At 66.8% G+C, this 26361-nt stretch carries 31 protein-coding genes; 12 read left to right on the top strand and 19 right to left on the bottom strand.

Translation table 11 applies throughout. The annotated features are described in order from the left end of the window. Positions 1-9: 9 nt before the first annotated feature. Together IEW98_RS06850 and rlmN are read right to left on the bottom strand one after the other, a co-directional pair. A complete protein-coding gene (locus tag IEW98_RS06850) occupies positions 10-579 on the bottom strand; it encodes a hypothetical protein (RefSeq protein WP_188762195.1) in 570 nt (189 codons plus the stop codon). Positions 580-638: 59 nt separating this feature from the next. Continuing rightward, positions 639-1925, bottom strand: a complete 1287-nt coding sequence (rlmN, locus tag IEW98_RS06845; RefSeq protein ID WP_188762194.1) for a 23S rRNA (adenine(2503)-C(2))-methyltransferase RlmN — start codon at positions 1923-1925, stop codon at positions 639-641. A 107-nt stretch (positions 1926-2032) separates the two neighbouring features. On the opposite strand from rlmN, the gene IEW98_RS06840 reads away from it, so the two are divergent. Next, on the top strand, positions 2033-2473 hold the full coding sequence (locus IEW98_RS06840; RefSeq protein ID WP_243450605.1) for a DUF4174 domain-containing protein: 441 nt from the start codon (positions 2033-2035) through the stop codon (positions 2471-2473). Positions 2474-2559: 86 nt separating this feature from the next. Here the strand turns inward: IEW98_RS06840 and IEW98_RS06835 are convergent, their stop codons facing one another. Next, positions 2560-3333 (bottom strand): glucose 1-dehydrogenase, encoded by a 774-nt coding sequence (locus IEW98_RS06835; protein WP_188762193.1) that lies wholly within the window; start codon positions 3331-3333, stop codon positions 2560-2562. Positions 3334-3591: 258 nt separating this feature from the next. Between IEW98_RS06835 and IEW98_RS06830 the strand changes: the two genes are divergently transcribed. Then, the gene (locus IEW98_RS06830; RefSeq protein WP_188762192.1) at positions 3592-6243 is read left to right on the top strand and encodes a TonB-dependent receptor; all 2652 of its coding nucleotides are present in this window, start codon (positions 3592-3594) and stop codon (positions 6241-6243) included. 344 nt (positions 6244-6587) lie between these two features. Here the strand turns inward: IEW98_RS06830 and ccmE are convergent, their stop codons facing one another. From ccmE to thrS, 7 genes are all read right to left on the bottom strand, one after another. Further along, positions 6588-7022 carry a cytochrome c maturation protein CcmE gene (ccmE, locus tag IEW98_RS06825; protein WP_207792525.1) on the bottom strand — a complete coding sequence of 145 codons (435 nt, stop codon included), beginning with the start codon at positions 7020-7022 and terminating at the stop codon, positions 6588-6590. Beyond that, positions 7019-7174, bottom strand: coding sequence for a heme exporter protein CcmD (ccmD, locus tag IEW98_RS06820; protein WP_188762191.1), 156 nt, complete (start codon positions 7172-7174; stop codon positions 7019-7021). Before ccmD ends, ccmE begins: the two co-directional genes overlap by 4 nt. Further along, positions 7171-7911, bottom strand: a complete 741-nt coding sequence (locus IEW98_RS06815; protein ID WP_503826710.1) for a heme ABC transporter permease — start codon at positions 7909-7911, stop codon at positions 7171-7173. Before IEW98_RS06815 ends, ccmD begins: the two co-directional genes overlap by 4 nt. A gap of 189 nt (positions 7912-8100) precedes the next feature. Then, the gene (infC, locus tag IEW98_RS06810) at positions 8101-8625 is read right to left on the bottom strand and encodes a translation initiation factor IF-3 (RefSeq protein WP_188762189.1); all 525 of its coding nucleotides are present in this window, start codon (positions 8623-8625) and stop codon (positions 8101-8103) included. 202 nt (positions 8626-8827) lie between these two features. Continuing rightward, entirely contained in the window at positions 8828-9067 is a 240-nt protein-coding gene (locus IEW98_RS06805; RefSeq protein WP_243450603.1) for a UvrB/UvrC motif-containing protein, read from the bottom strand. A 28-nt stretch (positions 9068-9095) separates the two neighbouring features. After that, a complete protein-coding gene (locus IEW98_RS06800; RefSeq protein ID WP_188762188.1) occupies positions 9096-9776 on the bottom strand; it encodes a PA4824 family protein in 681 nt (226 codons plus the stop codon). Further along, positions 9776-11779 (bottom strand): threonine--tRNA ligase, encoded by a 2004-nt coding sequence (thrS, locus tag IEW98_RS06795; protein ID WP_188762187.1) that lies wholly within the window; start codon positions 11777-11779, stop codon positions 9776-9778. The genes IEW98_RS06800 and thrS overlap by 1 nt, the downstream gene beginning before the upstream one ends. A 116-nt stretch (positions 11780-11895) precedes the next feature. Here thrS and IEW98_RS06790 point away from each other — a divergent pair, with 116 nt between their 5' ends. Beyond that, a complete protein-coding gene (locus tag IEW98_RS06790) occupies positions 11896-12627 on the top strand; it encodes an alpha/beta hydrolase (protein WP_188762186.1) in 732 nt (243 codons plus the stop codon). After that, positions 12624-13388, top strand: coding sequence for a tetratricopeptide repeat protein (locus tag IEW98_RS06785; RefSeq protein ID WP_188762185.1), 765 nt, complete (start codon positions 12624-12626; stop codon positions 13386-13388). Before IEW98_RS06790 ends, IEW98_RS06785 begins: the two co-directional genes overlap by 4 nt. A 9-nt stretch (positions 13389-13397) precedes the next feature. Here IEW98_RS06785 and IEW98_RS06780 read toward each other — a convergent pair whose 3' ends face one another. After that, complete coding sequence (locus tag IEW98_RS06780; protein ID WP_188762184.1) at positions 13398-14111, bottom strand: SIMPL domain-containing protein; 714 nt, start codon at positions 14109-14111, stop codon at positions 13398-13400. Positions 14112-14218: 107 nt separating this feature from the next. On the opposite strand from IEW98_RS06780, the gene IEW98_RS06775 reads away from it, so the two are divergent. The 4 genes from IEW98_RS06775 (at position 14219) to IEW98_RS06760 (ending at position 16254) form a co-directional block, all read left to right on the top strand. Then, the gene (locus IEW98_RS06775; protein WP_188762183.1) at positions 14219-14668 is read left to right on the top strand and encodes an acyl-CoA thioesterase; all 450 of its coding nucleotides are present in this window, start codon (positions 14219-14221) and stop codon (positions 14666-14668) included. 2 nt (positions 14669-14670) lie between these two features. After that, complete coding sequence (locus IEW98_RS06770) at positions 14671-15087, top strand: VOC family protein (RefSeq protein ID WP_188762182.1); 417 nt, start codon at positions 14671-14673, stop codon at positions 15085-15087. Next, positions 15087-15812, top strand: coding sequence for a hydroxyacylglutathione hydrolase (gloB, locus tag IEW98_RS06765; protein ID WP_188762420.1), 726 nt, complete (start codon positions 15087-15089; stop codon positions 15810-15812). Before IEW98_RS06770 ends, gloB begins: the two co-directional genes overlap by 1 nt. A 76-nt stretch (positions 15813-15888) precedes the next feature. Beyond that, a complete protein-coding gene (locus tag IEW98_RS06760; protein WP_188762181.1) occupies positions 15889-16254 on the top strand; it encodes a hypothetical protein in 366 nt (121 codons plus the stop codon). Positions 16255-16398: 144 nt separating this feature from the next. On the opposite strand, the gene gshB is transcribed toward IEW98_RS06760, so the two are convergent. The 4 genes from gshB to rsmI form a co-directional block, all read right to left on the bottom strand. After that, positions 16399-17355: a glutathione synthase gene (gene gshB, locus IEW98_RS06755; protein ID WP_188762180.1), complete on the bottom strand. Its 957-nt coding sequence runs from the start codon at positions 17353-17355 to the stop codon at positions 16399-16401. Between the two features lie 107 nt (positions 17356-17462). Next, a complete protein-coding gene (locus IEW98_RS06750; RefSeq protein ID WP_188762179.1) occupies positions 17463-18263 on the bottom strand; it encodes a transglutaminase family protein in 801 nt (266 codons plus the stop codon). Continuing rightward, a complete protein-coding gene (locus IEW98_RS06745) occupies positions 18260-18631 on the bottom strand; it encodes a YraN family protein (RefSeq protein ID WP_188762178.1) in 372 nt (123 codons plus the stop codon). The genes IEW98_RS06750 and IEW98_RS06745 overlap by 4 nt, the downstream gene beginning before the upstream one ends. After that, a complete protein-coding gene (gene rsmI, locus IEW98_RS06740; protein ID WP_188762419.1) occupies positions 18618-19466 on the bottom strand; it encodes a 16S rRNA (cytidine(1402)-2'-O)-methyltransferase in 849 nt (282 codons plus the stop codon). Before rsmI ends, IEW98_RS06745 begins: the two co-directional genes overlap by 14 nt. Before the next feature lie 30 nt (positions 19467-19496). Here rsmI and IEW98_RS06735 point away from each other — a divergent pair, with 30 nt between their 5' ends. Both IEW98_RS06735 and IEW98_RS06730 read left to right on the top strand, forming a co-directional pair. Then, positions 19497-20765: a penicillin-binding protein activator gene (locus IEW98_RS06735; protein ID WP_243450602.1), complete on the top strand. Its 1269-nt coding sequence runs from the start codon at positions 19497-19499 to the stop codon at positions 20763-20765. A 141-nt stretch (positions 20766-20906) separates the two neighbouring features. After that, positions 20907-21572 (top strand): pentapeptide repeat-containing protein, encoded by a 666-nt coding sequence (locus IEW98_RS06730; protein WP_188762177.1) that lies wholly within the window; start codon positions 20907-20909, stop codon positions 21570-21572. A gap of 71 nt (positions 21573-21643) precedes the next feature. Here the strand turns inward: IEW98_RS06730 and hemW are convergent, their stop codons facing one another. The 3 genes from hemW to rph form a co-directional block, all read right to left on the bottom strand. After that, positions 21644-22771 (bottom strand): radical SAM family heme chaperone HemW, encoded by a 1128-nt coding sequence (gene hemW, locus IEW98_RS06725; protein WP_371870759.1) that lies wholly within the window; start codon positions 22769-22771, stop codon positions 21644-21646. A 101-nt stretch (positions 22772-22872) separates the two neighbouring features. Beyond that, on the bottom strand, positions 22873-23469 hold the full coding sequence (rdgB, locus tag IEW98_RS06720) for an RdgB/HAM1 family non-canonical purine NTP pyrophosphatase (protein ID WP_188762175.1): 597 nt from the start codon (positions 23467-23469) through the stop codon (positions 22873-22875). Continuing rightward, positions 23466-24197 carry a ribonuclease PH gene (rph, locus tag IEW98_RS06715; protein WP_188762174.1) on the bottom strand — a complete coding sequence of 244 codons (732 nt, stop codon included), beginning with the start codon at positions 24195-24197 and terminating at the stop codon, positions 23466-23468. The genes rdgB and rph overlap by 4 nt, the downstream gene beginning before the upstream one ends. Positions 24198-24389: 192 nt before the next feature. On the opposite strand from rph, the gene hrcA reads away from it, so the two are divergent. Both hrcA and IEW98_RS06705 read left to right on the top strand, forming a co-directional pair. After that, positions 24390-25427 (top strand): heat-inducible transcriptional repressor HrcA, encoded by a 1038-nt coding sequence (gene hrcA, locus IEW98_RS06710; RefSeq protein ID WP_188762173.1) that lies wholly within the window; start codon positions 24390-24392, stop codon positions 25425-25427. Beyond that, a complete protein-coding gene (locus IEW98_RS06705) occupies positions 25424-25951 on the top strand; it encodes a nucleotide exchange factor GrpE (RefSeq protein ID WP_188762172.1) in 528 nt (175 codons plus the stop codon). The genes hrcA and IEW98_RS06705 overlap by 4 nt, the downstream gene beginning before the upstream one ends. A gap of 91 nt (positions 25952-26042) precedes the next feature. Here the strand turns inward: IEW98_RS06705 and IEW98_RS06700 are convergent, their stop codons facing one another. Next, positions 26043-26333, bottom strand: a complete 291-nt coding sequence (locus IEW98_RS06700; protein WP_188762171.1) for a hypothetical protein — start codon at positions 26331-26333, stop codon at positions 26043-26045. Between the last annotated feature and the right edge of the window lie 28 nt (positions 26334-26361).

The following is a 26361-nucleotide window of genomic DNA, read 5'->3' as shown; positions in this document are numbered from 1 at the left end:
GCGGCACGTCTAGCGCCCGCCGTCCTCGCCGGCCTCATCCTCGCCGTCGTCGATTTCGCGCATGATGTCGATGCGTTCCTCGTTGAGCACGATGCCGCCGGGGAGATCATCCTCGTCGACGTCTTCGGTCAGCGCGTCGTCGTCCTCGGTTTCGCCGTCATCGCCGTGATCGCTGCTCATGGCGGCGAGCGGGTCGTCGCCGGTGTCGGCGATGTTGTCGAGGCGGCCGGTATCGTCGGGGTGGCCGCCGATATCGTCGTCGCCGCGGCCTTCCATGCCGTCGGGCGAATCCAGGTCGGAGATCACGGTGTCGCCGTCGTCCATCATCGGTTCGCCCGCATAGGCGCTCATGTCGATGCGGCCCGAGGTGAGCATCTGCTTCAACTGGTCGACGGTATCGACGAGGTCGTTGTCGTCATCGAGCCCGCCCCTAGGCTTGGTGCTGCCGAGCACGTCGTCGTCGGCGTCATCGCCCGTCGCGCCGTAGAGGCTGTCGTTGGCGACATCCTGGGCCTGGTCGGGCTCGCGCTGTTCGAGATTGGGCTCGTCTTCGGGCATCTGGTCGCGGGGATCGGGCATGGTGTACCTCCGCCGAGTCAACGAGCTGTCATGGCGATTGTTCCCGGCTTATCGGTTGCTCAATCGACCCACTCGGCTTCCTTCTCGGCGGCGCGGCGATCGAGTTCGGCGCGGGTGATCTTTTCCGACGAGGATTTGAGCTGGCCGCAGGCCGCCATGATGTCGCGGCCGCGGGGGCGGCGGACGGGGGCAGAAATGCCTGAGTTGAAGATGATGTTGGAAAAGGCGCTGACGCGTTCGGGGGTCGAGGTCTCGTAAATGCTGCCGGGCCAGGGGTTGAACGGGATCAAATTGACCTTGGCGGGCAGGTCGTATTTGCGGATCAGGCGGACCAGTTCGCGGGCCTCCTGGTCGCTGTCGTTCTTGTCCTTGAGCATGACATATTCAAAGGTGATGCGGCGGGCGTTGTTGGCGCCGGGATACGCCGCACAGGCAGCTAGCAGCTCCTCGATGCCGTATTTCTTGTTGATGGGGACGATCTCGTCGCGGATTTCCTTGGTGACGGCGTGGAGCGAGACCGCGAGGTTGACGCCGATCTCGGTGCCGGCGCGCGCCATCATCGGGACGACGCCCGAGGTCGAAAGGGTGATGCGGCGCTTCGACAGGCCGAGGCCGTCGCCATCCATGACGATGGCGAGCGCGTCGCGGACGTTTTCAAAGTTATAGAGCGGCTCGCCCATGCCCATCATCACGATGTTGGTGAGCATGCGGCCTTCGGCGGTGTAATTGCTGCCGGGTTGGTTGTGGCCGGGAATCCACGCTGGGCCGTCTTCATCCGGATCGTCGGTGTCGGGCAACGGGGCCAAGGTGGCGGTGCCGTTGGGCCATTCGCCGAGCGCGTCGCGGGCGAGCATGACCTGGCCGACGATTTCGGCGGGGGTCAGGTTGCGGACCAGCTTCATCGTGCCGGTGAAGCAGAAGCGGCAATTGAGGGTGCAGCCGACCTGCGACGAGACGCACAGCGTGCCGCGATAGGCGTCGGGGATGAAGACGCATTCGGCTTCCTCGCCGTCGTCGAAGCGCAGCAGCCATTTGCGGGTGCCGTCGGTGGAGACCTGCGCGGTGACGATCTCGGGGCGGCCGACGACGAACTGGCTGTCGAGCAGCGCGCGGGTGTCGCGGGAGATGTTGGCGAAGGATTCGATCTCGGTGGCGCCGCGCTGGTAGATCCAGTTCCAGACCTGCTGGGTGCGCATTTTCGACTGTTTTTCAGGGATGCCGGCGGTGACCAGCGCCTCGCGCAGCTGCTCGCGCGACAGGCCGAGAAGGGCGCGCTTGCCATCGGCGCGGGCGGGCGCGGGTTTGCGCGCCACAGGGGTGGGATCGACGAGGCCGGGAATCTGCATGCGCCGCATATAGTGGTGCACCGCGGCAGAAGAAAGGCGGTGCGACCGGTGGAATTCCGGTGCGACGAGCGGCGGGAGCCGGGACATTCGGGCCGCGTTTACTCTCCATGTCCGTCACCATGTCGCTGGTAAGCTTAGCTGCTGTCGTGGTCGAGGCACCGCCGCGAGGTGTCGACGCGTGGCCACATACCGTCGTGATGCCGCCGCGATTGGCCGAGATGCGCTGGCAACACCGCGTGCTGCTGGTCTCGGCGCCGGATGACGACGATCCCGAACTTGTCCGGCAGCGCGGGATATTCGCGGCGATGCAGGCGGCGGCGGGCGAGCGCGACCTGGTGATGGTGACCGTCGTCGGTGATGTCGTGGGAGGCGCGTGGGATGCGGCGACGACGCTGCGCCGGCGGCATCGGCTGGACGGGGACCGGTTCGTGGCGGTGCTGATCGGCAAGGATGGCGGCGAGAAGTCGCGGTCGGGGACGGCGGTAACAGCGGGGGAATTGGTGGCGGATATCGATGCGATGCCGATGCGGCGGGGCGGGGAGCGGTAGGATCTTTTCGGCGGGATGGGGACCCCCACCCCGCTCGGCGGAGGCGCCGAGTCGCCCTCCCCGCAGGGGGGAGGGAGAAATCCGGTTTACATGGCGGAGATTCCGCCGTCGACGTAGAGGCCGTGGCCGGTGACCATCTTGGCTTCGTCCGAGGCGAGATAGACGGCGGCCCAGGCGATGTCGTCGGGTTCGCCGACTGCCCCGAGCGGTATCTGCCGGCCGAGTTTGGCGAGGCCTTCCTCGCGGCCGAGCCGGCTGGTGATGCCGTCGAGGATCGGGGTGTCGATGAAAACCGGGTGGATCGAGTTGCAGGTGATGCCGTAGCGCTGTTTGGCGCAGTGGAGGGCGACCGACTTGGTCAAATGGCGAACGCCGGCCTTGGCGCTGTTGTAGGCGGCGCTGTTGTGGCCGGCGATGACGCCGGCGATCGACGAGATGTTGACGATCGAGCCGCGGACGCCGGTCTCCTTGACGGTGCGCGCCATCAGCGGCAGCGCCAGCTTGCTGCCGAAGAAGACGCTGTCGAGATCGATGGCGTGAACGCGGCGCCAGTCTTCGAAGCTGGTCGCCTCGACAGTGCTGCCCGCCGAGATGCCGGCGTTGTTGACGAGGATGTGGAGGCCGCCAAATTCGGCCTCGGCGAAGGCGATGGCGGCCTCCCACTGGTCGGTGTCGGTGACGTCATGGCCGATGCTGCGCGCATTAGGCCCGATCTGGGCCGCCTGTTCGGCGGCGCCGGCGGCGTTGATGTCGGTGAGGACGACACGCGCGCCTTCGGAGGCGAACCGGGCGGCCATAGCGGCGCCGAGCCCCTGCGCGGCGCCGGTGATGAGCGCGATCTTGCCTGACAGACGGTCCATTCGATAACTCCCAAGGATTTCGGGGCACCATGGCGGTGGTGCGGCACGGGGGCAAGCGGCGCCGTGTGATTGTGTCGAGGGCCGGTGCGCTGGCGGAGCGCCGCAACTTTGTTGCGCCAAGGCTCGCTGCAGCGCAGCAATGTGCTATTCAGGCAACACACCCGGCATTTCTCAGATAGACAGGTGGACAGGCGAAACGGTTGCGGTATCGTCGGCAACAATCGGCAGGGAAAAATTCCTGCAATTTGGGGAGATCGTATGAAGAGCTTCTGGCTTGCGTCCGTTGCGGCGTTCGTGGTTCCTGCCGTGCTGGCGCCGGCGGCGATGGCGCAGACGGCAGCGCCAGGGAGCACGGCCGTCCAGGCGGCGCCCGGGGGCGCGGTCGCCCAGGCAGCGCCGGACATCGACCAGAACGTCATCATCGTGACGGCGACGCGGCGGGCGCAGGTGCTGTCCGACGTGCCGATCGCGGTCAGCGTCGTCAGCGCCGAGCAGCTGCAGAATTCGGGCGGTACCGATATTCGCCAGCTCAACCAGCTGGCGCCGTCGCTGCTGGTGTCGTCGGCGACCAACGAGTCGAACGGCGCGGCACGTATCCGCGGCATTGGCACCGTCGGCGAGAATCCCGGGCTCGAATCGTCGGTCGCGGTATTCATCGATGGCGTCTATCGCTCGCGAACCGGAGTCGGGTTGACCGACCTCGGGCCGATCGAGCGGATCGAAGTGCTGCGCGGGCCGCAGGGGACGCTGTTCGGGCGCAATGCCTCGGCGGGCCTAATCAATATCACGACGGCGCTGCCCAAGTTCGAATTCGGCGGACAGGGCGAGGCGACCTATGGCAATTTCAACAATATCCGTCTGATGGGGTCGTTGACCGGTCCGATCTTCGGCGACAAGGCGGCGTTCCGCGTCGACGGGGTCTTCAACAAGCGCGACGGGTTCCTGCGCGACGTGGTGTCGGGGCGTGACCTCAACAATCGCGATCGTTTCCTGGTACGCGGGCAGTTGCTGCTCAAGCCGAGCGACGACCTGACGGTGCGGCTGATCGGCGATTACAACCAGAAGAACGAGGAATGCTGCGGCGCCGCGATCCTGTCGCCTGTGGTGGGTCTCAGCCGCGACGCGCAGGGTAATGTCGTTTCCGGGCCGAACGGAATTGCCAATCTGGTGAAATCGCTGGGCGGCATTTATCGCACCGCGACCGACGGCAAGCCCTATATCTATGAAACCGCGCTGACGCCGGGGGTGGGGTATGGTCAGCGAACGCGCGACTGGGGCGCCTCGGGTGAGGTCAACTGGGACCTTGGCGGAGCGACGCTGACGTCGATCACCGGGTATCGCGAGTTCAAGAACAAATCCGCGCAGGACGCCGATTTCAACCGGATCGACCTGTTGCAGACCGAGGGCGCCAACCGCAAGTTCCAGACTTTCAGCCAGGAAATCAGGTTGCAGGGCAATGCCTTCAACGATCGGCTGGATTATCTGGTCGGCGGGTATTTCGCCAAGGAGAAGCTGCACACCGACACCAACATCCGCTATGGCGCCGATTTCGAGGCCTATTACAACGCCCAGCTGCGGCCGGCGACCGGGTTGCCGAACACGCTGCAGACCTTTGCCAATGCCATTGGTTATGTGACGCCGCCGGGACAGAGCCTGCTCAACAACACCGGTATCGCGCCGGGAACGTATTTCAAGCAGCAGAGCACCAACTATGCGTTATTCACGCATAACGTCGTCAGCATCGTGCCCGACAAGGTGCTGCTGACGCTGGGGCTGCGCTATACCAACGAGAAGAAAGAGCTCGAGACGGTTTTCGGGTCGACAAATAATTTCTGCGGGGCGCTGCGGCGGTTTGCCGGGCCGTTGGGCGGACTGGCACCGCTGCAGCGAACAGTGACGTCGATAGCGTGCGTCATCAACAATACGGCGGGGCCGGGCTTTGCCGCAGGCTCGCCGGGGACCGAGCGCAAGGAAGATGAATTTACTGGGACGGCCGTGCTATCGGTCAAGCCGATCGATGAAGTGCTGGTCTATGGCAGCTATTCGCGTGGTTACAAGGCGGGCGGGTTCAACCTCGACACGTCGGCGCTGAATGGCCTCAACCCGCAGGCGACCGATCTGCAGTTCGCGCCCGAGATCGTCACGGCATTCGAGTTTGGCGCCAAGCTCGACCTGCGCGAGTTCAAGTTCAACGCGGCGCTGTTCTATCAGCGGTTCAACGATTTCCAGCTGAACACGTTCAACGGCGTCAATTTCGAAGTGAGCAACATCCAGAGCTGCGATGCCGATCTGGGCGGGCGCGATCGGGACTTGATCGCCGGCAATTCGGCGTGTCCCGGCAAAAGCAAGGCCGGCGTGATCGCAAAGGGCCTCGAGCTTGAGGCGTTCCTGTTCCCGACCGACGATCTGACGGTGACGACGGGCTTTACCTACGCCGATACCGGATATGCGAACAATCTGACCGGGCTGAACGGCGTGTCACTGGCGCCGACCCTGTTTCAGCTGCCGGGGCAGCAATTGTCGAATTCGTCGCAATATGTGGTGACCGGCAGTGCGGCCTGGACGCCGAAGATCAACGAGACGCTGTCAGCGCTGATGTATCTCGATTTCCGTTATATGTCGGCGCTCAACACCGGGTCGGATCTCGACTTCGAGAAGATCCAGGACGGGTTCGCGCTGGTCAATGGCCGGATCGGGCTCTACGGGCCGGCGAAGCGCTGGGGCATCGAGCTTTGGGGGCAGAATTTGTTCGACGTGCGGTACCAGCAGGTCGCAGCCGATGCACCGCTCCAAGGTTCAGGGACGTTCCGGGCCGTACAGCGCGGGCTGTCGGCATCCGCGAGCCAGATTTTCGTGACGTTCCCGGCTGAGCCGCGGACGTACGGGGTGACGGTGCGGACGAAGTTTTAGCGCAGGGCGGCCCGTCGCAGCATAGCTGCGGCGGGACTCGCGCAAGCTCGGCCAGCGAGGCGGTCAGCTTCGCTGGCCGAACTCGTCTGACGTCAGCGCGGGCTTTGCCCATGCTTGCTTGCTTGCTTTTCTCCGCAGAGAAGCAGCTGGGTCCCGGGTCTATCCCGGGGTGACAGTTGCTATTGGGCGCTCGTGCTGGGGGAGCGGTCTTGGCGGGGCGGCTGGATGCCAGCCTTCGCTGGCATGACAGATTGGGAAGGGGCAGCTCTGTGTCGACGGGGGACACCCCCACCCGGGACCCGAAGACGGGCCTCTCGCCTCCCCCCTCTAGGGGGAGGAAAAGACTAGGTCACTTTGCCTTCGACTTTGCGCATCGAGCCGGCGACTTCTGGCGGCATGTATTTTTCGTCGTGCTTGGCGAGGACGGTGTCGGCGGTGAAGACGCGGGAGACGGGGTCGATGCGGCCTTCGGCGATAACGCCCTGGCCTTCGCGGAAAAGGTCGGGGAGGATGCCTTCGTAGGTGACGGGCCAGGTGCGGGCGTTGTCGGTGACGGTAAAATGGACGGTGTGGCCGGATTTCATTAGCGAGCCGCGCTCGACCATGCCGCCGAGGCGGATGGCCTGGGTGGGCATGGGTTTGCCGGCAAGGTCCGACGGGGCGTAGAAATAGGTCGCCTTGTCGCCGAGTGCAGTCAGGGCGAGGGCACCGGCGCCGCCGAGCGCGGTCATCGCGCCGACGACGAGCCAGAGGCGCTGGGTCTTGGCTTTTACTCTCACTGGTCTTGCCGTGAGCGCTTGAGGGCGTCGGAGCGTTTTTCGGCAGTGCGCATGCTGGTCCAGCTCCAGGCGAGAAGCGCTGCCATGCCGCCGATGGTGAGGATGTAGGCCGGCCAGATGTAGGAGGCCCAGAGGTTGGCGGTGTGGGTCATGCGACTGCTTCTGCAAGGCGGCGCGAGCGGGCCTCGACGCGCTGTTCGGCGAGCATGGCGCGCATGCGCATGAGGACGATGGCGGAAAACAGGAAGCTGAAGCCGGCGACCGAGATCAGCAGCGGTGCCAGCATTTCGGGGGCCATTGCTGACTTGCCCGACAGGATGCTGACGCTGGCGCCCTGGTGGAGGGTGTTCCACCATTCGACCGAATATTTGATGATTGGCAGGTTTACGGCGCCGATGAGGGCGAGGATAGCGGCGCCCTTGCGGTCATTACCGCGCTCGCCTTCGGCGGCGGAGAGAGCGAGATAGCCGAGGTACAGGAAGAGCAGCACCAGCATCGAGGTGAGGCGCGCGTCCCAGACCCAGTAAGTGCCCCAGGTCGGCTTGCCCCACAGCGAGCCCGACATCAGGCAGATCGCGGCGAAGGCGGCGCCGACGGGGGCGATGGCGCGCGCGGCGATCGTGGCGAGCGGGTGGCGCCAGATGAGGGCAGCGGCCGATGCGATGGCGAGGCCGAGATAGCCGCCCGAGGCGAGCCAGGCGGCCGGGACGTGGACGTACATGATGCGGACGCTTTCGCCCTGCTGGTAATCCGGCGGCGAGAAGAACAGCCCGATGACGAGGCCGGCGGTGGTCAGGACGAGGCCGAGGGCCAGCGTGAGCGGCGTCGCCCAGCGCGCGATGCGCAGGAAACGGGCGGGGTTGGCGAAACGGTGCACGAGGTGCGGTATAAGCCACGCGGGGTGGGGCGGGAAGAGACAAGATGTCGTTGGGGGGCAAGGGAAGGAAGAGGCATGGGCAAAGCCCATGCTGGCGTCAGACGAGTTCGGCGGGGGAAGGCCCCGCCGCCTCGCTGGCCGGGTGAGGCGCGAGTCGCGCCGCAAGTGAAGGCTTGCGGCGGGCCGCGCCCGCACCGCGCGTCAGCGCGGTGCTATCACCATGAGCATTTGCCGGCCTTCCATCTTCGGCGTCTGTTCGACCTTGGCATATTCGGCGGCGTCGTCGCGGACGCGTTCGAGGAGGGCCAGGCCGAGTTCGCCGTGGGACAGTTCGCGGCCGCGGAAACGCAGCGTCAGCTTGACCTTGTCGCCTTCCTCGATGAAGCGGTGGACCGCCTTCATCTTGGTCTCGTAATCATGGTCGTCGATGTTCGGACGCATCTTGATCTCCTTGATCTCCTGCGTCTTCTGGTTCTTGCGGGCGGCAGCGGCCTTTTTCTGCGCCTCGTACTTGAACTTGCCGACATCGAGGATCTTGCAGACCGGCGGATCGGCGCCGGGGGAGACTTCGACAAGATTCAGGCCGACTTCATGGGCGGTGGCGATGGCTTCCTTGGTGTACAGGACACCGAGGTTTTCCCCGTCCTGGTCGATGACGCGGACCTTGGGAACGGTGATGAATTCGTCATAGCGCGGGCCGTTCATCGGCGCGGGCGCGTTCATCATGCGGCGTGGGGGCGGTGGTATGGCAGTGTCTCCTGACGTGTTTGCAATTGCTATGTAACCGTTATGGGGGAAAATCGAAAGGGAGCTTCCAGAAATTACGTTGGCGGGGGAGGTAGCCTTGGTTCGGCGCGGGGGGACACCCCCACCCGGGCCGCGAAGACGCGTCTCTCGACCTCCCCCCTCGAGGGGGAGGACAAGGGGGCTAGCGGTTGCGGTTTTTGGTCATGGAGTCGGGTTTTTTGGGGCGTTTCCAGTTGGCGGGGGGCGAGGGCTTGGGATGCTGGGTGCCGATGCCCATGGCGCCGGGGACCTGTTCGTGGATCTCTCTGGGATCGTAGGCGAGAGCCCTCAGATCGTCGCGGAGTTTGGCGGCGCGTTCGAATTCGCCGGCGGCGGCGGCGGCGTGCATCTCGGCTTCGAGGCGATCGCGGGTGGTGGCCATCTTGCTGCCTTTCCGGCCGGGGGCGCGGTCAGAGCCCGAAGGTCCAGGTCACGCCGGCGCTGACCGAGGCGCCGCCGCGCTGCTCGTCGATGTTGCGACTGTAGGGCAGGTCCAGGACAAACGCGCCGGCGGTGCGGCGGATGCCGGCCTGGGTGCGGGTGCGGAAACGCGAGCGGCCGGCGGCTTCGGCGACGAACTGCCAGTTGCTGACGGGTTCGAGGAGGACGGCAAGGCCCCAGGTCGGGATGCCGGCGCGGCCGGGTTCGAAATCCATGCCGGCGTTGGCGTGGAGTTCGAGCCAGTCGGGGGTGTCGAAGCTGGTGGCAAGATTGGTGGCGATATACTGGCTCTGGTTGCCCTCGGGGTCGAAACCGGCGCTGATCTCGGCACCGAAGCTGATTGGCCCGAGCTTGCCGAGTTGGGCCTTGACGGCGACACCCGGGACGACGTCGACAGGATCGCCCGGAATCGCGCTCTGCAATGCAGCGATGATGCCGACCTCGACACCCCGCCAGTTGGACAGCGCGCAAGTCGGCGACAGGACGGTTCGCCACGACTTGCCCGTGTCGAAATTACCATAGGTTTCGAGTTCGCAGGTTCCGGGGGTAACTGTACCGGCATCGTCGACGAGGGACGGCCCGCCAGCGGCATGAAGCGGCGCGCCGGCAAGCAGCAGCGACGCTGCGAGGCCGGCGCGCAGCGGGATCATTACCGCAGGTCGGGCGGTGTCGCTTCCGCCTTGAGCAGTTCGATGGCTTCGGCGAGGGTGAGGACCTGCTGGTCGCCGCCGGCGAGGTTGCGCAGGGCGACGGTGCCTTCCTCGGCTTCGCGGCGGCCGACGACGAGCATGTAGCTGGCTTTCGACAGGCTGTGCTCGCGGACCTTCAGGTTGATCTTTTCGTTGCGCAGGTCGGTGTCGGTGCGGATGCCGGCCTTTTGCAGCGCTGCCGTCACGATGCCGGCATATTCGTCGGCGTCCGACACGATGGTGGCGACGACGGCCTGGACGGGGGCGAGCCAGACCGGGAAGCGGCCGGCGTAATGCTCGATCAGGATGCCGATGAAGCGTTCATAGCTGCCGAGGATGGCGCGGTGGAGCATGACCGGGCGGTGGCGGCCGCCGTCCTCGCCGACATAGCTGGCGTCAAGGCGGTCGGGGAGCACCGTGTCGGTCTGGATGGTGCCGACCTGCCATGTCCGGCCGATGGCGTCGGTGAGGTGGAATTCAAGCTTGGGCGCGTAGAAGGCACCTTCGCCGGGCAGTTCCTCCCAGCCCCAGTCTGGCGTGTCGCGGCCGGTCGCGGCGACGGCGTCGCGCATCGATTGTTCGGACCAGTCCCACATCGCATCGGTGCCGAAGCGCTTGTCGGGGCGCAGCGCCAGCTTGATGGCATAGTCGGAGAAGCCGAGGTCCTTGTAGACGACATCGAGCAGGTCGCAGAACTTGGCGATTTCGCCGACGATCTGGTCTTCGCGGCAGAAGATGTGCGCGTCGTCCTGGGTGAACTGGCGAACGCGCATCAGGCCGTGGAGGGCGCCGTGGGGCTCGTTCCTATGGCAGCAGCCCATTTCGGCGAGGCGTAGCGGCAGGTCGCGGTAGGATTTGATGCCCTGGCGGAAGATGAGGACGTGCGCCGGGCAGTTCATCGGCTTCAGCGCCATCCATTGCGCGTCGTGCGAGATGACGGGGCCTACATCCGAGATGTTGGGGACTTCATCGGGGATGACGAACATGTTCTCGCGGTATTTGCCCCAATGGCCGGACTGTTCCCATTGGCGGGCGTCCATGATCTGCGGCGTCTTGACTTCGAGATAGCCGGCGGCGTCGAGGCGGCGGCGCATATAGGCCTCGAGCGCGCGGTAGATGACGAAGCCGCGCGGGTGCCAGAAGACGCTGCCGTGCGCCTCGGCCTGGAGGTGGAACAGGTCCATCTCGGCACCGATGCGGCGGTGATCGCGCTTGGCGGCCTCCTCGAGGCGCGTCATGTGCGCGTCGAGCTGCTTCTTGTTGAGCCAGCCGGTGCCGTAGATGCGGCTGAGCATGGCGTTGGCCTGGTCGCCGCGCCAATAGGCACCCGAGACGCGCGTCAGCTTGAAGGCGCTGGGGTCGAGCTTGCCCGTCGAGGGCAGATGCGGCCCGCGGCAGAGATCGAGCCAGGCGTCGGGCTGGTTGCCGGCGCGATAGACGCTGAGCGCTTCACCGTCGGGGAGTTCGGCGGCCCATTCGGCCTTGAAGCTTTCGCCGTGCGCCTTGAAATGGGCGATGAGGGCGTCGCGGGTCCATTCCTCGCGGACGAGGGGCTCGTTGCGGGCGATGATGGCGCGCATTTCGGCCTCGATGGCGGGCAGGTCTTCGTCGGTGAACTGGCGGCCTGCGGGGGCGAAATCATAGTAGAAGCCGTCGTCTGTCGAAGGGCCGAAGGTGATCTGGGTGCCGGGGAAGAGGTGCTGGACGGCCTCGGCGAGGACATGCGCGAAATCATGCCGGGCGAGATCGAGCGCGATGGCTTCGTCCTTGCTGGTGACGAGGGCGAGGCTGGCGTCGGCGAGGATCGGGCGCGACAGGTCGACGAGGTTGCCGTCGACACGCGCGGCGAGGGCGGCCTTCAACAAGCCCGGCCCGATGCTCGCCGCCACGTCGGCGCCGGTGGTGCCGCGCGCGACGCTGCGCACGGAGCCATCGGGGAGCGTGAGGTTGATGAGATCGGACATGGAACTCGCCTTGGGGATGGTGAAGGGCGCGATGTTGGCGCGGGCGTCACCTGCGGCAAGGCGGGGCGGGAAGTCAATCGCGTGGTGCAGCGCGGGTGGGGACGGTATGAGGGGGGATGAGCAAGGTTGATGACGAACTGGCGTGGCTGATGACCGAGGGGGCGGGGCCAGTGACGGTGTTCCTGCCCGGCTATATGTCGGACATGACCGGGTCGAAGGCGATGGCGCTGGCGGACTGGGCGACGCGGACCGGGCGGGCGTTCTTGCGGCTCGATTATTCGGGGTGCGGGGCGAGTGGCGGGGAATTCCTTGAGGGGAGTATCTCGCGGTGGACGGCGGATGCGTTGGCGGTGATCGAGCGGGCAGCGCCGGGGCGGCGGGTGGTGCTCGTGGGAAGCTCGATGGGGGGCTGGATTGCGCTGCGGCTGGGGGTGTTGCTGGGGGATCGGCTGGCGGGACTGGTGGGGATCGCGGCGGCGCCGGATTTTACCGAATGGGGGCTCGAGGTGAGCGATGCCGACCGGGCGGATTTGGCGGCGCAGGGCTGGTTCGGGCGGGCGAGTGAATATGATGGTGAGGGGTATCGGTATTCGCGGGCCTTTATCGAGGATGCGCCGGGGCAGCTGGTGCTGAGCGGGCCGATCGGGATTTCGGCACCGGTGCGGTTGTTGCAGGGGCAGCGCGACGAGGCTGTGCCGTGGCGGCTGGCGCCCCAAATTGCCGGGCTGGTGCGTTCCGACGATGTTCAGGTGATGCTGGTCAAGGAAGGCGACCACCGGCTGTCGCGGCCGCAGGATATTGCGCTGTTGCTGGGCGCGGTGACGATGATTTTGGACGGGACCGGATGATGAAGCGGGTTTTGGCGGGGCTGTTGCTGGCGGCGGCATCGGCGGCGGTTGCGGCGCCGATGGCGGGCGATCGTGGCCGGTACAATGCCTGTTTGGCACTGGCGGCGAGCGATCCGCAGCGGGCGGTGGCGACGGCGCAGGCGTGGCGGATCGAGCGCGGCGACGTGATGGCGCGGCATTGCCTGGCGCTGGCGCAGCTCGAACTGCGGGATTATGCGGCGGCGCTGAAAAGCTATGAAGGTGCGGCGGCGGCGTCGGAAGCGGCGGGCGACGGCATGGCGGTGACGATCTGGAGCCAGGCCGGCGAGGCGGCGATGCGCGCCGGGCAGCCCGAGGCGGCGGTGGGTTATCTGACGAAAGCCATCGATGGCGCGGGCGGGGTGACGCTGAGCCCGAAGGCGGGGGCACAGTTGCGCGTCGATCGGGCGCGGGCGCTGGTCGAGGTGAAGCGCGACAAGGAGGCCGCGGCGGACCTGGCGGCGGCGACGGTGGCAGCACCGGACGTGCCGTTCGGCTGGTTGCTCAAGGCGACGCTGGCGCGGCGGATGGGCGATCTGAAGCTGGCGGAGGCGGCGATCCTCGAGGCGGCGCAGCGCGATCCGGAGAGCGCCGACGTGCAGTTGGAAGCGGGCAATATCGCCGCGGTGCAGGGCGACAAGGAACTGGCGCGGGCGGCTTGGACGGCGGCGGTGGCGGCCGATCCGGAGGCTCCGGCGGGGGTGACGGCGGCGAAGGCGTTGGCGGCGAACGCGGCGCAATAAGGCGGGCAATCAGTCGAGGTAGAAGTCGATCGTCGTGACGACGCGAACCTTTTGATAGGGGGAGGACGAGGCGGTGCTGCCCGAGCTGTCGCCGTCGCGGGGAATGATCGAGAAATAGCCCTGTGCGGCGGACTTGATGTCGCCGACGCCCGAGCCCGAATCCTTGGCGAATTGTTCGGCGCCTTCGCGGGCATTTTTGGTGGCGGCGGCGATCATCGGCGGCTTTACGTCGTTGAGGCGGGTGAAGCTGTAGATCATGCCGCCCTGGTCCGAATCGAAAACGATACCCTGGCGCATCAGCTCGGCCTGGCGGGAAAAGGCGGTGCGGGCCTCCATGACCTTGGTGGTGCGCAGCTGGATGCGGCGGCGGATGGTGATGTTCGGGCGGCCGTTGCCATCGACATACTGGCTGACGCTGATGCCGCCGGATTCGATCTCGGCGTCGGAAAAGCCCTGCGCCTCGAGGAATGCCATGACGCGGTTGCCGTCGGTGTCGGCCTTGGCCTGGAGGGCGCCGAGGTCGTTGCCGACCGCCGATGTGCTGATCGTCCAGGTGGCGAGATCGGCGGTGACGTCCTGTTCGGCGAGGCCGCGCACGGTGACGGCACGATCGGCATGGCGGGCGCGGGTGAGGCCGTCGCCGAGCAGCCAGCCGCCGATGATGAGGCCGAGCGCGATGATGGTGGCGGCGATTGGGAGCAGGGGCAACCGGGTTTCTGACATCTGGGGCCTTTTCGAGCGGTGCTGGCGGGGGCTGATCAATCCGCGACTTGCGGCAAGCTGTGCCGGCGTCGATGACGACAGTCTGAACAACCGTTTGCGAGGGTGCAATGGCGCGTGCCGATTTCCGATTTTCCTTTCCCAAGCGGGTGCGCTTTGCCGAGATCGACGCGCAGGCGGTGGTGTTCAATGCGCGCTATCTCGAGTATTTCGATATCGGACTGGTCGAATATTGGCGGGCGGCGGGGATGTACGACACAATGGGGATCGGCGGCGGGCCGGAATTCCATGTGGCGCGGGCGCTGGTCGAGTATAAAAAGGCCATTGCATTGGACGAGATGGTCGCCATTTGCGTGCGGTGCCGGCGGATCGGGACGACGTCGATGACGGTCGAGTTCGAACTGCACGGCGATGCGAACGGCGAAGGCGGCGAGGATTTGCGGGCCACGGGCGAGGAGGTCCATGTCCATGTCGCCGAGGTGCGCGGGCGGCCGGCGCCGTTGCCCGATGATGTGATTGCGCGGTTCGAGCGTTACGAGGGCCGCAGTTTGAGGAGTTAGCGATGAAATATCTGCACACGATGATCCGGGTCTCCGATGTGCCGGCGACCCTGGGATTTTTCGAGCTGCTCGGGCTGAGTGAAGTCCGGCGGATCGACAATGAGGCCGGGCGGTTCAGTCTCATTTTCCTCGCCGCACCGGGGGACGAGGACGCGCAGGTCGAGTTGACGCACAATTGGGACGAGAGCGGCTATGGCGGCGGGCGCAATTTCGGGCATCTGGCCTATGCCGTCGACGACATTTATGCGTCGTGCCAGCGGCTGATGGAGGGCGGGGTGACGATCAATCGGCCGCCGCGCGACGGGCATATGGCGTTCGTGAAGTCGCCCGACGGGATCTCGGTGGAGCTGTTGCAGGCGGGGCCGCGGTTGCAGCCGGCCGAGCCCTGGGCGTCGATGGCCAACACGGGTAGCTGGTGATGGCGATCGAGGTCGTCCAGGTCGCGGTGCTGAGCGATAATTATGTTTATCTGGTGCATTCGGGCGACGAGACCGCGGTGATCGACCCGGCGGTGGCCGAGCCGGTGCTGGCGGCGGCGGCGGCGCGGGGGTGGATGATCACGCAGATATTGAACACGCATTGGCATCCGGACCATGTCGGGGGTAATGCGGCGATCGTTGCGGCGACGGGGGCGAAGGTGACCGGGCCGAAGGACGAGGCGGCGAAAATCCCGCATATCGAGCGGGCGGTGGCGGAGGGCGACACGGTCTCGGTCGGCGGGGCGATGGCGCGGGTGTTCGACGTCGGGGCGCATACCGCCGGGCATATCGCCTATTCGTTCGACGATGACGGCGTGCTGTTTCCGGGCGATACGCTGTTCGCGATGGGTTGCGGGCGGTTGTTCGAGGGGACGCCGGCGCAAATGCATGCGGCGCTAAGCAAGCTCATGGCGCTCCCCGACGCGACGATGGTCTATTGCGCGCATGAATATACGCAGGGCAATGCGCGGTTTGCGGTGACGGTCGAGCCGGACAATGTAGCGCTTGCGGCGCGGATGGCAGACGTCGATGCGCGGCGGGCGCGGGGCCTGCCGACGGTGCCGTTCAGCATCGGCGAGGAACGTGCGACCAATCCGTTTGTCCGTGCCGGGAGCGTTGCCGAACTGGCGGAGCGGCGGGCGGCGAAGGACAGCTTCAGGGGCTAGGCGGCTATTTGTAACGGGCGGTCATTGTGCAGGGCGACCGGCGCTATGATATGATGCGCAAGCGAATGGAGATCTGGTGATGCGTGCCCTTGTTGCCCTGATGTTGCTTGGCGCGGTGCCGGCGATGGCCGCTGTGCAGCCGGCCGATGAGGTGGGCGAGACCGGCGAGCGAATCTGCATGGACTTGCGCGTCATCAAGGCGAGCCGGATGACCGAGGACGGGTTCTATGAGGTTCGGGTCGGCAAGGACTGGTGGCGGAACAGCGCCAGTTGCCCGGCCTTTGCGCCGCGGCGGGCGATCACGACGCAGTTGCAGAGCAGCCGTTTGTGCCGGGGGGATATTGCAGTGGTTTTCCTGCCGCGGGAGAATATTTCCTATGGCGGGTGTTCGCTCGGGGAGTGGGAGAAGCTGGCGCCGGTCGATGGGGACGCTGCGCGGTAGCTGAAGTTTGCCGCGCTTTGGTCGTCGGCTGGATAGAGAAACTAGGTTTTGAGCCCGGGATGACATTGTTTGAACTTTTTGCGGGGTGATTTCGTCTCGTGGTGCGGCGGATGCTGAAACGAGTTCAGCATGACGATGGCTTTTCTAGTTTCGGGCGGCGACGCGGGTTTCGATGGCGTTCCAGATGAGGGCGGGGGTGTCGGTGCCGTTGAAGCGGTCGATGGCAAGGATGCCGGTCGGCGAGGTGACGTTGATCTCGGTCAGATAGCCGGCGATGACGTCGATGCCGACGAAGATGAGCCCGCGCGATTTAAGATCGGGGCCGATGCGGGCGCAGATCTCGACTTCGCGGGGCGTCAGGTCGGTGGGTTTGGCTTCGCCGCCGGCGGCGAGGTTGGAGCGGATTTCGCCCGATTTGGGCAGGCGGTTGATGGCGCCGGTGGCGATGCCGTCGACGAGGACGATGCGCTTGTCGCCTTCGCTGACTTGCGGGAGGAAGGCCTGGACCATGAAGGGTTCGCGCCAGACGCTGCCGAAGAGTTCGACGAGGGCGGGGAGGTTGCCGTCGGTCTTGTCGATGAGAAAGACCGCGGCGCCGGCGTTGCCGTAGAGCGGTTTCACCACGACGGCACCGTGGACGGCGCGAAAGGCCATAGCTTCGTCGAGTGAGCGGGTGACGAGGGTCGGCGGCATCAGGTCGGGGTAACGCAGCACGAAGAGTTTTTCGGGGGCGTTGCGGACTTCGGCGGGGTCGTTGACGACGAGGGTCTCGCCGGCGACCATTTCGAGCAGGTGGGTGGCGGTGATATAGCCCATGTCGAAGGGCGGGTCCTGGCGCATCAGGACGACGTCGCTGTCGTGGCCGAGATCGATGGTGGCGGGGTCGCCGGCCCATTCATAATGCGCGCCGAGTTCGGGCTTGACCGTCAGGCGCCGGGCGCGGGCGCGGACGCGGCCTTGTTCGGCGGAGAGCGCGGTGGCGGCGTAGTGTGACAGGGTGTGGCCGCGTTTTTGTGCCTCGAGCATCAGCGCGAAGGTCGAATCGCCGCCGATCTTGACGGTTTCGATCGGGTCCATCTGGACGGCGACGCGGAGGGACATGGGATGCTTTCTGGGGTTCGCTGCGCGCTGGAAGCGATACCCTGCGCTTGGGGGCGAGCGAAAGAAGAAACTGGGTCCCGGGTCAAGCCCGGGATGACAATCAATATCTAGCTGTCGGAGCGGGCGAGGGCGGCGAGGGCGGCCTGGATGCGGCGGGCCATGGCGGTGTCGTGGGTGGTCTCGAGCATCGCGGTCAGGCTGCCGCGCGCGGCATTGTTGTGGCCGAGCAGCTGTTCGAGGCGGGCGCGTTCCCACCACAGGCTGGACAGGCGCGGGGCGATGGTGGTCATGCGTTCATAAAGTGCCAGGGCGCGCACGGTGTCGCCGGCGCTGCGGGCGCGGCTGGCCTGGTTGGTGATCAGGCGGACCAATAGTTGCCGGTTCGACATCGGTCCGAAGCGGGCATCGACATTGTCGCCGCCGCCGTGGCGGGCGATTTCATGGGCCCGTTCGTGGGTGATGCTGCTGCCATGGTCGAAGGGGTCGATGAGAGCCGAATCGACGCCGCCGCGGACTTCGACGATGACATGGCCGGGCAAGTTGAGGGCGTCGGCGCGCCAGCCGACGCGGCGGGCGAGGGCGACATAGAGGATGGAAAGGGCGACAGGGAGCCCGCGGCCGCGCTCGGTGATGGCGATAAGATCGGCGTTGAGCGGGTTGTCGTAGTCGTCGATGGCGCCGGTAAACCCGGCTTCGCTGGCGATCAGTCCGGACAGGCGGCGGGCGCGGCCGCTGCCCGAAATTGGCGCGGTGTCGCGCTGGAGCGAGACGGCCCAGCCCGAGACCAGGCGGCGCAGGCGTGCGGGATCGGCCTGCGGCCGGTCGGCGCGGGCGAGGGTGATTCCGGCCTCGACAAGATCGATGTCGCCATCGTCAAGCAGGCCAAGCTCGTTCAACTCCATCGTCATTGCTCCCGCCATACAGCGATCATGTGCACCGGAAGAGCCCAGGGTCGCACCAGCACCGCATCGATCCGCGTCGTGGTGCACGACCCGGCATAATGCGGGGCAAGCACGCGCGACGCAGCTTCAACCCGCTGGCGGGCCGCAGGATGCAATGCAAATACGGCGCTGTCGAGGGTGGCGCGTGCCTTGACCTCGACAAAGACCAGAGTGTTGCCGCGGCGCGCCACCAGGTCGATTTCGCCGACGCGGGTGCGGACGCGGCGAGCGAGGATGCGATAACCCTTGAGCTGGAGGAAAAGCGCAGCGATCAGTTCGGCGCGGCGGCCTTTTCGGTCATTGCGGCGGCGAGTCTTGAGGTCAGTTTTTGCCACTGCCTGCCTTCAACTCGAGGGCACGGGCATAGACGGCGGCGCGGGGCAGGCCGAGGGCGGCGCTGACGTGCGCAACGGCGGATTTGAGCGTGGCGGCGGCGAGCGCGGCGGTGAGTGCCGAATCGAGGGTGTCGGCATCGGCGGGGGGGGGCTCGCCGGGCGGGGCGATGGTGATGACGATTTCACCGCGCGGCGCGGCATTTTCGTAGCGGGCGGCGAGTTCGGACAGGCTGCCGGTGACGGTTTCTTCGAATCGCTTGCTGATCTCGCGGGCGATGGCGGCCTGGCGGTCGCCGAGGCCGGCGTAGAGGGCGGCGAGGCAGGCGGCGAGGCGTGGGCCCGATTCGTAGAGCACCAACGTAGCGCGGATGGGCGCGAGCTCGGCGATCGCGGTGGCACGGGCGCCTTGTTTGGACGGGAGAAAACCGGCGAACAGGAAGCGGTCGGTGGGCAGGCCGGCAAGGGTGAGGGCGGCAACGGCGGCGCAGGGGCCGGGGATGGTGACGATGTTGACGCCGGCGGCGCGGGCGTCGCGGACGAGCTTGTAGCCGGGGTCGGAGATGAGGGGCGTGCCGGCATCGGAGACCAGCGCGATGGGTTCGGCGAGGGCGCGGGCGACGAGCGCGGGGCGCAGGCCCTCGGCGCTGTGGTCATGGTAGGATTGCATGGGGACGCGCGCGCCGATGTGGCGGAGGAGCTTTGCAGTGACGCGGCTGTCCTCGGCGGCGATGAGGGCGACGCCGGCAAGAATTGCAGCGGCGCGGGGGGACAGGTCTCCGAGATTGCCGATCGGGGTCGCGACGATGTAAAGGCCGGGTTCGAGAGCCGGCGGCATGTCCGGCAGTGTTGGTTGTCCGGGGTTATTATGTTGCATATGCCTATCCTGAAGCGTCGGCACCGCGGCTGGCAAGCGGCGCCGGTTATCGGCGCGACATTGTTCGTCGCGGCGTGCGCGACGCCGCAGCGGCCGGCGGTGCTGGGACCGCCGCCGGCGGCAACCGGCCCGGCGACGACGGCGCCGACGCCGTTGCCCGAGGCGCAGCAGAACCGCGTGGCGCTGCTGGTGCCGTTGACGGGTGCCAACGCGCCGGTCGGGCAGTCGATCGCCAATGCGGCGAACATGGCGTTGCTCGATGTGGGCGACCAGAGGGTGAATTTGCGGGTGTATGACACGACGCCGGGTGCGGCGGCGGCAGCAGGGCGCGCGTTGGCGGAGGGCGCGACGCTGGTGCTGGGGCCGTTGCTGGCCGGCGATGTGCGGGCCGTGGCAGCAGTGACGCAGGCGCGCGGCGTGCCGGTCATCAGTTTTTCGAATGATTCGAGCCTGGCGGGCGGCGATGTGTTCGTGCTCGGGTTCCAGCCGAGCCAGTCGATCGCGCGGACGATTGCCTATGCCGGGTCGCGCGGCATCCAGCGATTTGCGGCGCTGGTGCCGGCGGGGGTTTATGGCCAGCGGGCGCAGACGGCGTTCGTGCGGGCGGTGGACGCGGCGGGCGGGCGATCGACCGCGGTGGCGAGCTATGCGCGCGACCCGGCCAAGATGATCGCGGCGGCGCGCGCGGTGACGGCGTATGATGCGCGCACCAAGGGCAAGACGACGGCGACGATCCGGCCGGACGGCAGCGTCGCGCAGGTGAAGGCGACGGCGGCGCCATTGCCGTTCCAGGCGTTGCTGATCGCCGATTCGGGGAGCGTGGCGGGGCAGTTCATCCCGGCGCTGGCGAAGTTCGGGGCGCCGCCGGGCAGCGTCATCCTGGTGGGCACCGAATTGTGGAACAACGAGCCGGGGATTGCGCGGGCGGCGGCGCTGCGCGGGGCGCTGTTTTCGGCGGTGCCGGACGATCGGTTCGTGAAGCTGACGCAGCGTTACCGTGCCAAATACGGCAGCACGCCGTCGCGGCTGGCGAGTTTCGGGTATGATTCGGTGTTGCTGGTGAACTCGATCGCGGGGAATTGGGCACTGGGAACGCCGTTTCCGCGGGCGTTGCTGACGGCGCGCGAGGGGTTTGCCGGGATCGATGGGGCGTTTCGGTTTACGCCGGGCGGGATTGCCGAGCGGGGGCTCGAGGTGCAGCAGATCGGGAACGGGGTGATTACGACGGTCTCGCCGGCGCCGCGGAGCTTTGGGTCGTAGCGCCGCGCGCGCGTAGCAATCGCTACGCGCCGACAGGCGCAAGACCGGCCAGCGGGGCGGCGCGAGCGAAGCGCGCCGAGCCCGTCTGACGTCAGCATGGGCTTTGCCCATGCCCCTTGCTGCCTTCTGTAGGGACTAACGGTGAACCTTGAAGGCCAGACCCTGTCCCGCGCGGATATCGCCAAGCCGGCCGGTCAGCCTGTAACCCTGCGCGACTGCAGCCTTGAAGGCGCCGACCTGTCGCGGCTCGACCTTGCCGGCTGGGCATTCGAGCGCTGCGACCTGCGAACGGCGAAATTTTCCGGTGCTAGGCTGGAGGGCGCCAGCTTCACGTCGTGCCGGGGCGCGGCGAGCGATTTTGGTGCGGCCGACCTCGCCGACGCGGTGTTCGTGTCGTGCGATTTCAACAATGCCTCGTTCTGGCGCTCGGGGCTGGTTTCCGCGTCGTTCACGGGCTGCAAGCTGACGGGTGTCGATTTTTCGGAGGCGCGGCAGTTCAATATCGCCTTTGAGGAGACGCTGTTGATCAATGCGCGAATGCCGTCGTTTTCTTTTCACAAGATGGTGCTGCGGCGGGTCGATTTGGGGCAGGCGGATTTACGGAAGTGCGATTTCCGGGTGGTGGTTTTCGAGGGGTGCAGCCTGCGCGAGGCGAATTTGACCGATTCGCGGTTCGAGGGGGCGGATTTGCGCGGGGCTGATCTGGGCGGGTTGCGGTTGATGGATGCCAAACCGTTTCGCGGGGCGACGATTTCGCGCGAGCAGGCGGCGTTGTTGTTGGGGGAGTTGGGGTTGGTTGTGCGGTAGTTTCGGGAGGTGCGGGAACCCCCACCCGCTCGGCTGGCGCCGAGTCGCCCTCCCCGCAGGGGGGGAGGGAGTTAGCGGGCGATTTCCTTGAGAACGGCGTCGACGAAGGGTTGGCCGGCAGGGGTCAGGCGCAGACCTTGCGCGTCGTGTTCGAGCAGGCCCTGAGCGACGATGCGGGCGACGCGGTCGGGGCGGAGGATCGAGCTCAGTTCGAGGCCAGTGCGGGACAGGAAGCGCTGGGCGTCGATGCCCTGGGCGAGGCGGAGGCCCATGACGAGGAATTCGGTGGCGCGGTCGGCGGGGGCCAATGGCGCTTCGACGGTCATGCCGTGGCCGGTGGCGGTGACGGCGGCGAGCCAGGCTTCGGGTTTTTTGTGGCGCTCGGTGGCGGTGCCCATGCGGCGGCCGTGGGCGCCGGGGCCGATGCCGGCGTAATCGCCATAGGTCCAGTAGGCGAGATTGTGCCGGCTTTCGGCGCCGGGCTTTGCGTGGTTCGAGACTTCATAGGCGAACAGGCGTGCGGCAGCGGTCATCTGGCGTGTCATGTCGAACAGGTCGGCGGAGGTTTCGGGGTCGGGGAGCGAGAGTTGTCCCTTGGCGTGGAGGGCGTGGAAGCGCGTGCCGGGCTCGATGGTGAGCTGGTAGAGCGAGAGGTGGCTGGTGCCGAAGCCGACGGCGCGGGCGAGTTCGGCCTGCCACGAGGCGGTGGTCATGCCCGGGCGGTCGTAGATCAGGTCGAAGCTGACGCGGGCGAAATGGGCTTGGGCGATGTCGAGCGCGGCGAGGCCCTGGGCGAGATCGTGGGGGCGACCAAGGGCTTTCAGATCGGCGTCGTTCAGCGCCTGGAGGCCGAGGCTGAGGCGGTTGATGCCGGCGGCGGCGAAACCGGCGAAGCGGGCGGATTCGACCGAACTGGGGTTGGCTTCGAGGGTGATCTCGATGTCGGATTCGGGGGGCCAGTGGGTAATGGCGGCTTCGATTATGGCGGCGACGGTGGCCGGCGGCATCAGCGAGGGGGTGCCGCCGCCGAAGAAGATGCTGGCGAGGCGGCGGCCGGGGAGGCGCGCGGCTTCATGGGCCAGGTCGGTCAGGAGGGCGTTGCGCCAGGCGTTGTCGTCGATTGTGGCGCGGACGTGGGAGTTGAAGTCGCAATAGGGGCATTTTGTGACGCAGAAGGGCCAATGGACGTAGAGGGCCAAGGGGTCGGTTTTTTCTGCATGGGGAGACACCCCCACCCGGGCCGCACCGAGAGGTGCGTCTCTCGCCTCCCCCCTTGAGGGGGAGGAAAAGGTTTTTGTTGTCATGGGAGGAGGGTGAGGAGCTTGGCGAAGGCTCTTGCGCGGTGGTTGTCGGACTCTTTTTCGGCGCGGAGCATTTCGCCGTAGGTGCGGAATTGACCGTCCATCATGAAGATCGGGTCGTAGCCGAAGCCATTGGCGCCGCGCGGCGGCCAGGCGATGCGGCCGTCGACGCGGCCTTCGACCGATTCGGTGTGGCCGTCGGGCCAGGCGAGGGTGAGGGCGCAGATAAAATGAACGGTGTCGGGGGCGGTCGCCGGCATCTCGTCGCGGACGCGGCGCATGGCGATGCTGAAGTCCTTGGTCGGGCCGGCCCAGCGCGCAGAATAGAGGCCGGGGGCGCCGCCGAGGCTGTCGACGCAGAGGCCGGAGTCGTCGGCAAGTGCGGGGAGGCCGGAGGCGGTGGCGGCGGCGAGGGCTTTCAGCTCGGCATTGGCGATGAAGGTCGTGCCGGTCTCCTCGGGTTCGGGCAGGCCGAGGTCGCCGGCGGAGACGATTTCGAGGCCGTGGGGTTCGAGGAGTTCGGCGAGTTCGATGACCTTGCCGGGGTTGTGCGTTGCCAGCACCAACCGGCCCGGCTGGAGCTGGCGGCGCGTCACCGTCCGGTGGCCTTCAACTGTGCAGCGAAGACGTCGTTGCAGCCGATGCGGGCGAGGCGGAGCAGGCGGAGGAGGGTTTCCTCGTCGAAGGGGGCGCCTTCGGCCGTGGCCTGGACTTCGACGATGCCGCCGGTGCTGGTTAGGACGAAATTGGCGTCGGTGCCGGCGGCGCTGTCTTCGATATAGTCGAGGTCGAGCACCGGTTGACCGCTATGGACGCCGCAGCTGATCGCGGCGACCTGCTGGGAGAGGGGGTCGCCGGCCAATGGGGTACCCTTGGCAGCGGCTTGGGCCATGATGCCGTCGATGGCGAGGCGGAGTGCGACCCAGGCGCCCGAAATCGAGGCGGTGCGGGTGCCGCCATCGGCCTGAATGACGTCGCAGTCGAGGGTGATCTGGCGCTCGCCGAGCAGCTTCATGTCGGTGACGGCGCGCAAGGAGCGCCCGATCAGGCGCTGGATTTCCTGGGTGCGGCCGGATTGCTTGCCTTTGGCGGCTTCGCGGCTGCCGCGGGTGTGGGTGGCGCGGGGCAGCATGCCGTATTCGGCCGTTACCCAGCCCGAACCCTTGCCGCGCAGCCAGGGCGGCAGGCGATCCTCGACGCTGGCGGTGACGAGGACATGGGTCTGGCCGAACTTGACGAGGCACGAGCCTTCGGCGTGCGCCGAAAAGCCGGGGATCATCTCGATGGTTCGCATCTGGTCGGGGGCGCGGCCGGAGGGGCGCATGAGGCGGGTCCTTTGGAAGTTCGGGGGGGTGGGTAGCGGGTTCGGGGGTTGGGGGCAATCTTGGGGGTGAGAGTGGCCTGTGTTGGACAGAGGGAAACCCCTCACCCGGGCCACGCCAAGTGGCGTGTCTCTCGCCTCTCCCGCAAGGGGAGAGGGGTAGAAAGTTAAGCCTCGCTTCGCTACATTCATTTCATGCAGTCTCCATCCGTGGCCGAGTTGAACGACCGCGCGCGCGAGGTGTTTCGGCAGATTGTCGATTCCTACCTGTCGACCGGCGCGCCGGTGGGGTCGCGGACGCTGTCGAAGCTGGGTGCGCTCGGGCTGTCGCCGGCGTCTATCCGCAATACCATGCAGGACCTCGAGGAGCTGGGGTTGCTGGCGGCGCCGCATACGTCTGCCGGGCGGTTGCCGACGCAATTGGGGCTGCGGATGTTCGTCGATGGCATGATGCAGGCGAGCGAGCCTTCGGAGGACGAGCGGGCGCTGATCGATGGCGGGATGAGCGGCGGCGCGGCGATCGAGGATGCGTTGGCGCGAACGACGGCGGTGCTGTCGGGGCTGTCGCAGTGCGCCGGGCTGGTGCTCGTCGCCAAGACCGAGATGCTGATCCGGCAGATCAATTTCGTGCCGCTGTCGCCGGGGCGGGCGATGGCGATCCTGGTCGGGGTCGATGGCAGCGTTGAAAACCGGCTGGTGATTTTGCCCGAGGGGTTGCCGCCGACGGCTCTGGAAGCGGCGGCGAACTATATCAATGCGCGGCTGGCGGGGCTGACGCTGGCAGCGGCGGCGGACCGGCTGTCGGCCGAGGTGGCGGCGGATCGGGCGGCATTGGATGTGATGACGGCGGGGGCGGTGGCGACGGGGTTGGCGGCCTGGTCGTCGGATGGCGCGGCGCGGCCGGTGCTGATCGTGCGCGGACAGGCGAATCTGGTGGAGTCTTCGGTGGATCTCGATCGGGTGCGGTTGTTGCTCGATGATCTGGAGGACAAGGAGGAGCTGGTGCGGCTGCTCGAACTGGCGCGGGGGGCGGATGCGACGAAGATTTTCATCGGTGCCGAGTCGCAGCTTTTCTCGCTTTCGGGGTCGAGCGTGATTGCCGCACCGTATCGCGGACCCGGGGGGCGCGTCGTCGGCGTGGTGGGGGTTATCGGGCCGACGCGGTTGAACTATGCACGCGTCATACCCATGGTGGATTACACCGCACGAACACTCAGCAGGTTGGTAGCATGAACGATATGAATGACGCTCCCGAACAGGAGCAGGACGACGCCTTGAACGCAGCGCCGGAGGTGAATTTCGCCGAGGAGTTGCTGGCGCGCGATACCGAGATTGCCGATCTGAAGGACCGGTTGCTCAGGCAGGCGGCGGAGACCGAGAATACGCGGCGCCGGCTGGAGCGCGACAAGGCCGATACGGCGGCGTACGCGATGACCGGCTTTGCGCGCGATTTGCTGGCGGTTGCCGATAATTTGCGGCGGGCGGTGGCGGCGTTGCCGGCCGAAGGGTTCGACAATGTGCGGGCCGGGATCGAGGCGACCGAGCGCGAGCTGTCGGCGATCTTCGGGCGTCATGGCATTACCCGCGTCGAGACGGCGGGGCAGAAGCTCGACCCGAACAAGCACCAGGCGATGATCGAAGTCGAGCATGAGACGCATGCGCCGGGGGCGATCGTCGATGAGCTGCAGGCGGGGTATTTGATCAAGGACCGGCTGTTGCGGCCGGCGCTGGTCAGCGTGGCGAAGGCCAAGGGCTAAGGGAGTTGGGAGTTTCTCGAGGTAGTGAGGAACCCCCACCCCGCTCGGCTGAGGCCGAGTCGCCCTCCCCGCAGGGGGGAGGGAGGAACGATCAGGGGCCGTAGTCGGCGACGGCCATCGGAATGGGCGGCGGCGTGACGGTGGGTGAGCGCTGGGCCAGGGGGGTGGTGAAGGCGGCCTTGTCGGCGCGGTCCTTGAGGGCGCGCGAGATGGCCCAGGCACCGGCGGCCATGCCGATCATGCCAAGCGGACCGAGGCGGCGCGCGACCACCGGAAGGGCGAGACCGATCACGGCGCCTACGGGCCCGGCGGTGGCGCCGCCGACGGTCTGCGCCAGGGTGCGGCCGGCGAGTGCCGAAATCATGCTGCCGATCAATGCCATTGCTTTTCTCCGGGACAATATTGCCTGT

Origin of the sequence: Sandarakinorhabdus glacialis (assembly GCF_014643455.1) — a bacterium.
Lineage (GTDB): Bacteria > Pseudomonadota > Alphaproteobacteria > Sphingomonadales > Sphingomonadaceae > Sandarakinorhabdus > Sandarakinorhabdus glacialis.
The sequence above is the reverse complement of the archived record's forward strand: the minus strand, read 5'-3'. Positions and strand labels throughout refer to the sequence as shown.

What these genes read in the sequence shown, in the direction of transcription:
- IEW98_RS06805 (WP_243450603.1), bottom strand. Translation starts at nt 9,067, where the DNA reads ATGGCCACCACCCGCGATCGCCTCGAAGCCGAGATGCACGCCGCCGCC.
- IEW98_RS06830 (WP_188762192.1), top strand. Translation starts at nt 3,592, where the DNA reads ATGAAGAGCTTCTGGCTTGCGTCCGTTGCGGCGTTCGTGGTTCCTGCC.
- IEW98_RS06705 (WP_188762172.1), top strand. Translation starts at nt 25,424, where the DNA reads ATGAACGATATGAATGACGCTCCCGAACAGGAGCAGGACGACGCCTTG.
- IEW98_RS06775 (WP_188762183.1), top strand. Translation starts at nt 14,219, where the DNA reads ATGGCGCGTGCCGATTTCCGATTTTCCTTTCCCAAGCGGGTGCGCTTT.
- IEW98_RS06700 (WP_188762171.1), bottom strand. Translation starts at nt 26,333, where the DNA reads ATGGCATTGATCGGCAGCATGATTTCGGCACTCGCCGGCCGCACCCTG.
- IEW98_RS06850 (WP_188762195.1), bottom strand. Translation starts at nt 579, where the DNA reads ATGCCCGATCCCCGCGACCAGATGCCCGAAGACGAGCCCAATCTCGAA.
- IEW98_RS06735 (WP_243450602.1), top strand. Translation starts at nt 19,497, where the DNA reads ATGTTGCATATGCCTATCCTGAAGCGTCGGCACCGCGGCTGGCAAGCG.
- ccmD (WP_188762191.1), bottom strand. Translation starts at nt 7,174, where the DNA reads ATGACCCACACCGCCAACCTCTGGGCCTCCTACATCTGGCCGGCCTAC.
- infC (WP_188762189.1), bottom strand. Translation starts at nt 8,625, where the DNA reads ATGATGAACGCGCCCGCGCCGATGAACGGCCCGCGCTATGACGAATTC.
- IEW98_RS06785 (WP_188762185.1), top strand. Translation starts at nt 12,624, where the DNA reads ATGATGAAGCGGGTTTTGGCGGGGCTGTTGCTGGCGGCGGCATCGGCG.
- IEW98_RS06800 (WP_188762188.1), bottom strand. Translation starts at nt 9,776, where the DNA reads ATGATCCCGCTGCGCGCCGGCCTCGCAGCGTCGCTGCTGCTTGCCGGC.
- IEW98_RS06750 (WP_188762179.1), bottom strand. Translation starts at nt 18,263, where the DNA reads ATGACGATGGAGTTGAACGAGCTTGGCCTGCTTGACGATGGCGACATC.
- IEW98_RS06840 (WP_243450605.1), top strand. Translation starts at nt 2,033, where the DNA reads ATGTCCGTCACCATGTCGCTGGTAAGCTTAGCTGCTGTCGTGGTCGAG.
- gshB (WP_188762180.1), bottom strand. Translation starts at nt 17,355, where the DNA reads ATGTCCCTCCGCGTCGCCGTCCAGATGGACCCGATCGAAACCGTCAAG.
- hrcA (WP_188762173.1), top strand. Translation starts at nt 24,390, where the DNA reads ATGCAGTCTCCATCCGTGGCCGAGTTGAACGACCGCGCGCGCGAGGTG.
- IEW98_RS06835 (WP_188762193.1), bottom strand. Translation starts at nt 3,333, where the DNA reads ATGGACCGTCTGTCAGGCAAGATCGCGCTCATCACCGGCGCCGCGCAG.
- IEW98_RS06790 (WP_188762186.1), top strand. Translation starts at nt 11,896, where the DNA reads ATGAGCAAGGTTGATGACGAACTGGCGTGGCTGATGACCGAGGGGGCG.
- rph (WP_188762174.1), bottom strand. Translation starts at nt 24,197, where the DNA reads ATGCGCCCCTCCGGCCGCGCCCCCGACCAGATGCGAACCATCGAGATG.
- IEW98_RS06780 (WP_188762184.1), bottom strand. Translation starts at nt 14,111, where the DNA reads ATGTCAGAAACCCGGTTGCCCCTGCTCCCAATCGCCGCCACCATCATC.
- IEW98_RS06770 (WP_188762182.1), top strand. Translation starts at nt 14,671, where the DNA reads ATGAAATATCTGCACACGATGATCCGGGTCTCCGATGTGCCGGCGACC.
- rlmN (WP_188762194.1), bottom strand. Translation starts at nt 1,925, where the DNA reads ATGCAGATTCCCGGCCTCGTCGATCCCACCCCTGTGGCGCGCAAACCC.
- rsmI (WP_188762419.1), bottom strand. Translation starts at nt 19,466, where the DNA reads ATGCCGCCGGCTCTCGAACCCGGCCTTTACATCGTCGCGACCCCGATC.
- gloB (WP_188762420.1), top strand. Translation starts at nt 15,087, where the DNA reads ATGGCGATCGAGGTCGTCCAGGTCGCGGTGCTGAGCGATAATTATGTT.
- thrS (WP_188762187.1), bottom strand. Translation starts at nt 11,779, where the DNA reads ATGTCCGATCTCATCAACCTCACGCTCCCCGATGGCTCCGTGCGCAGC.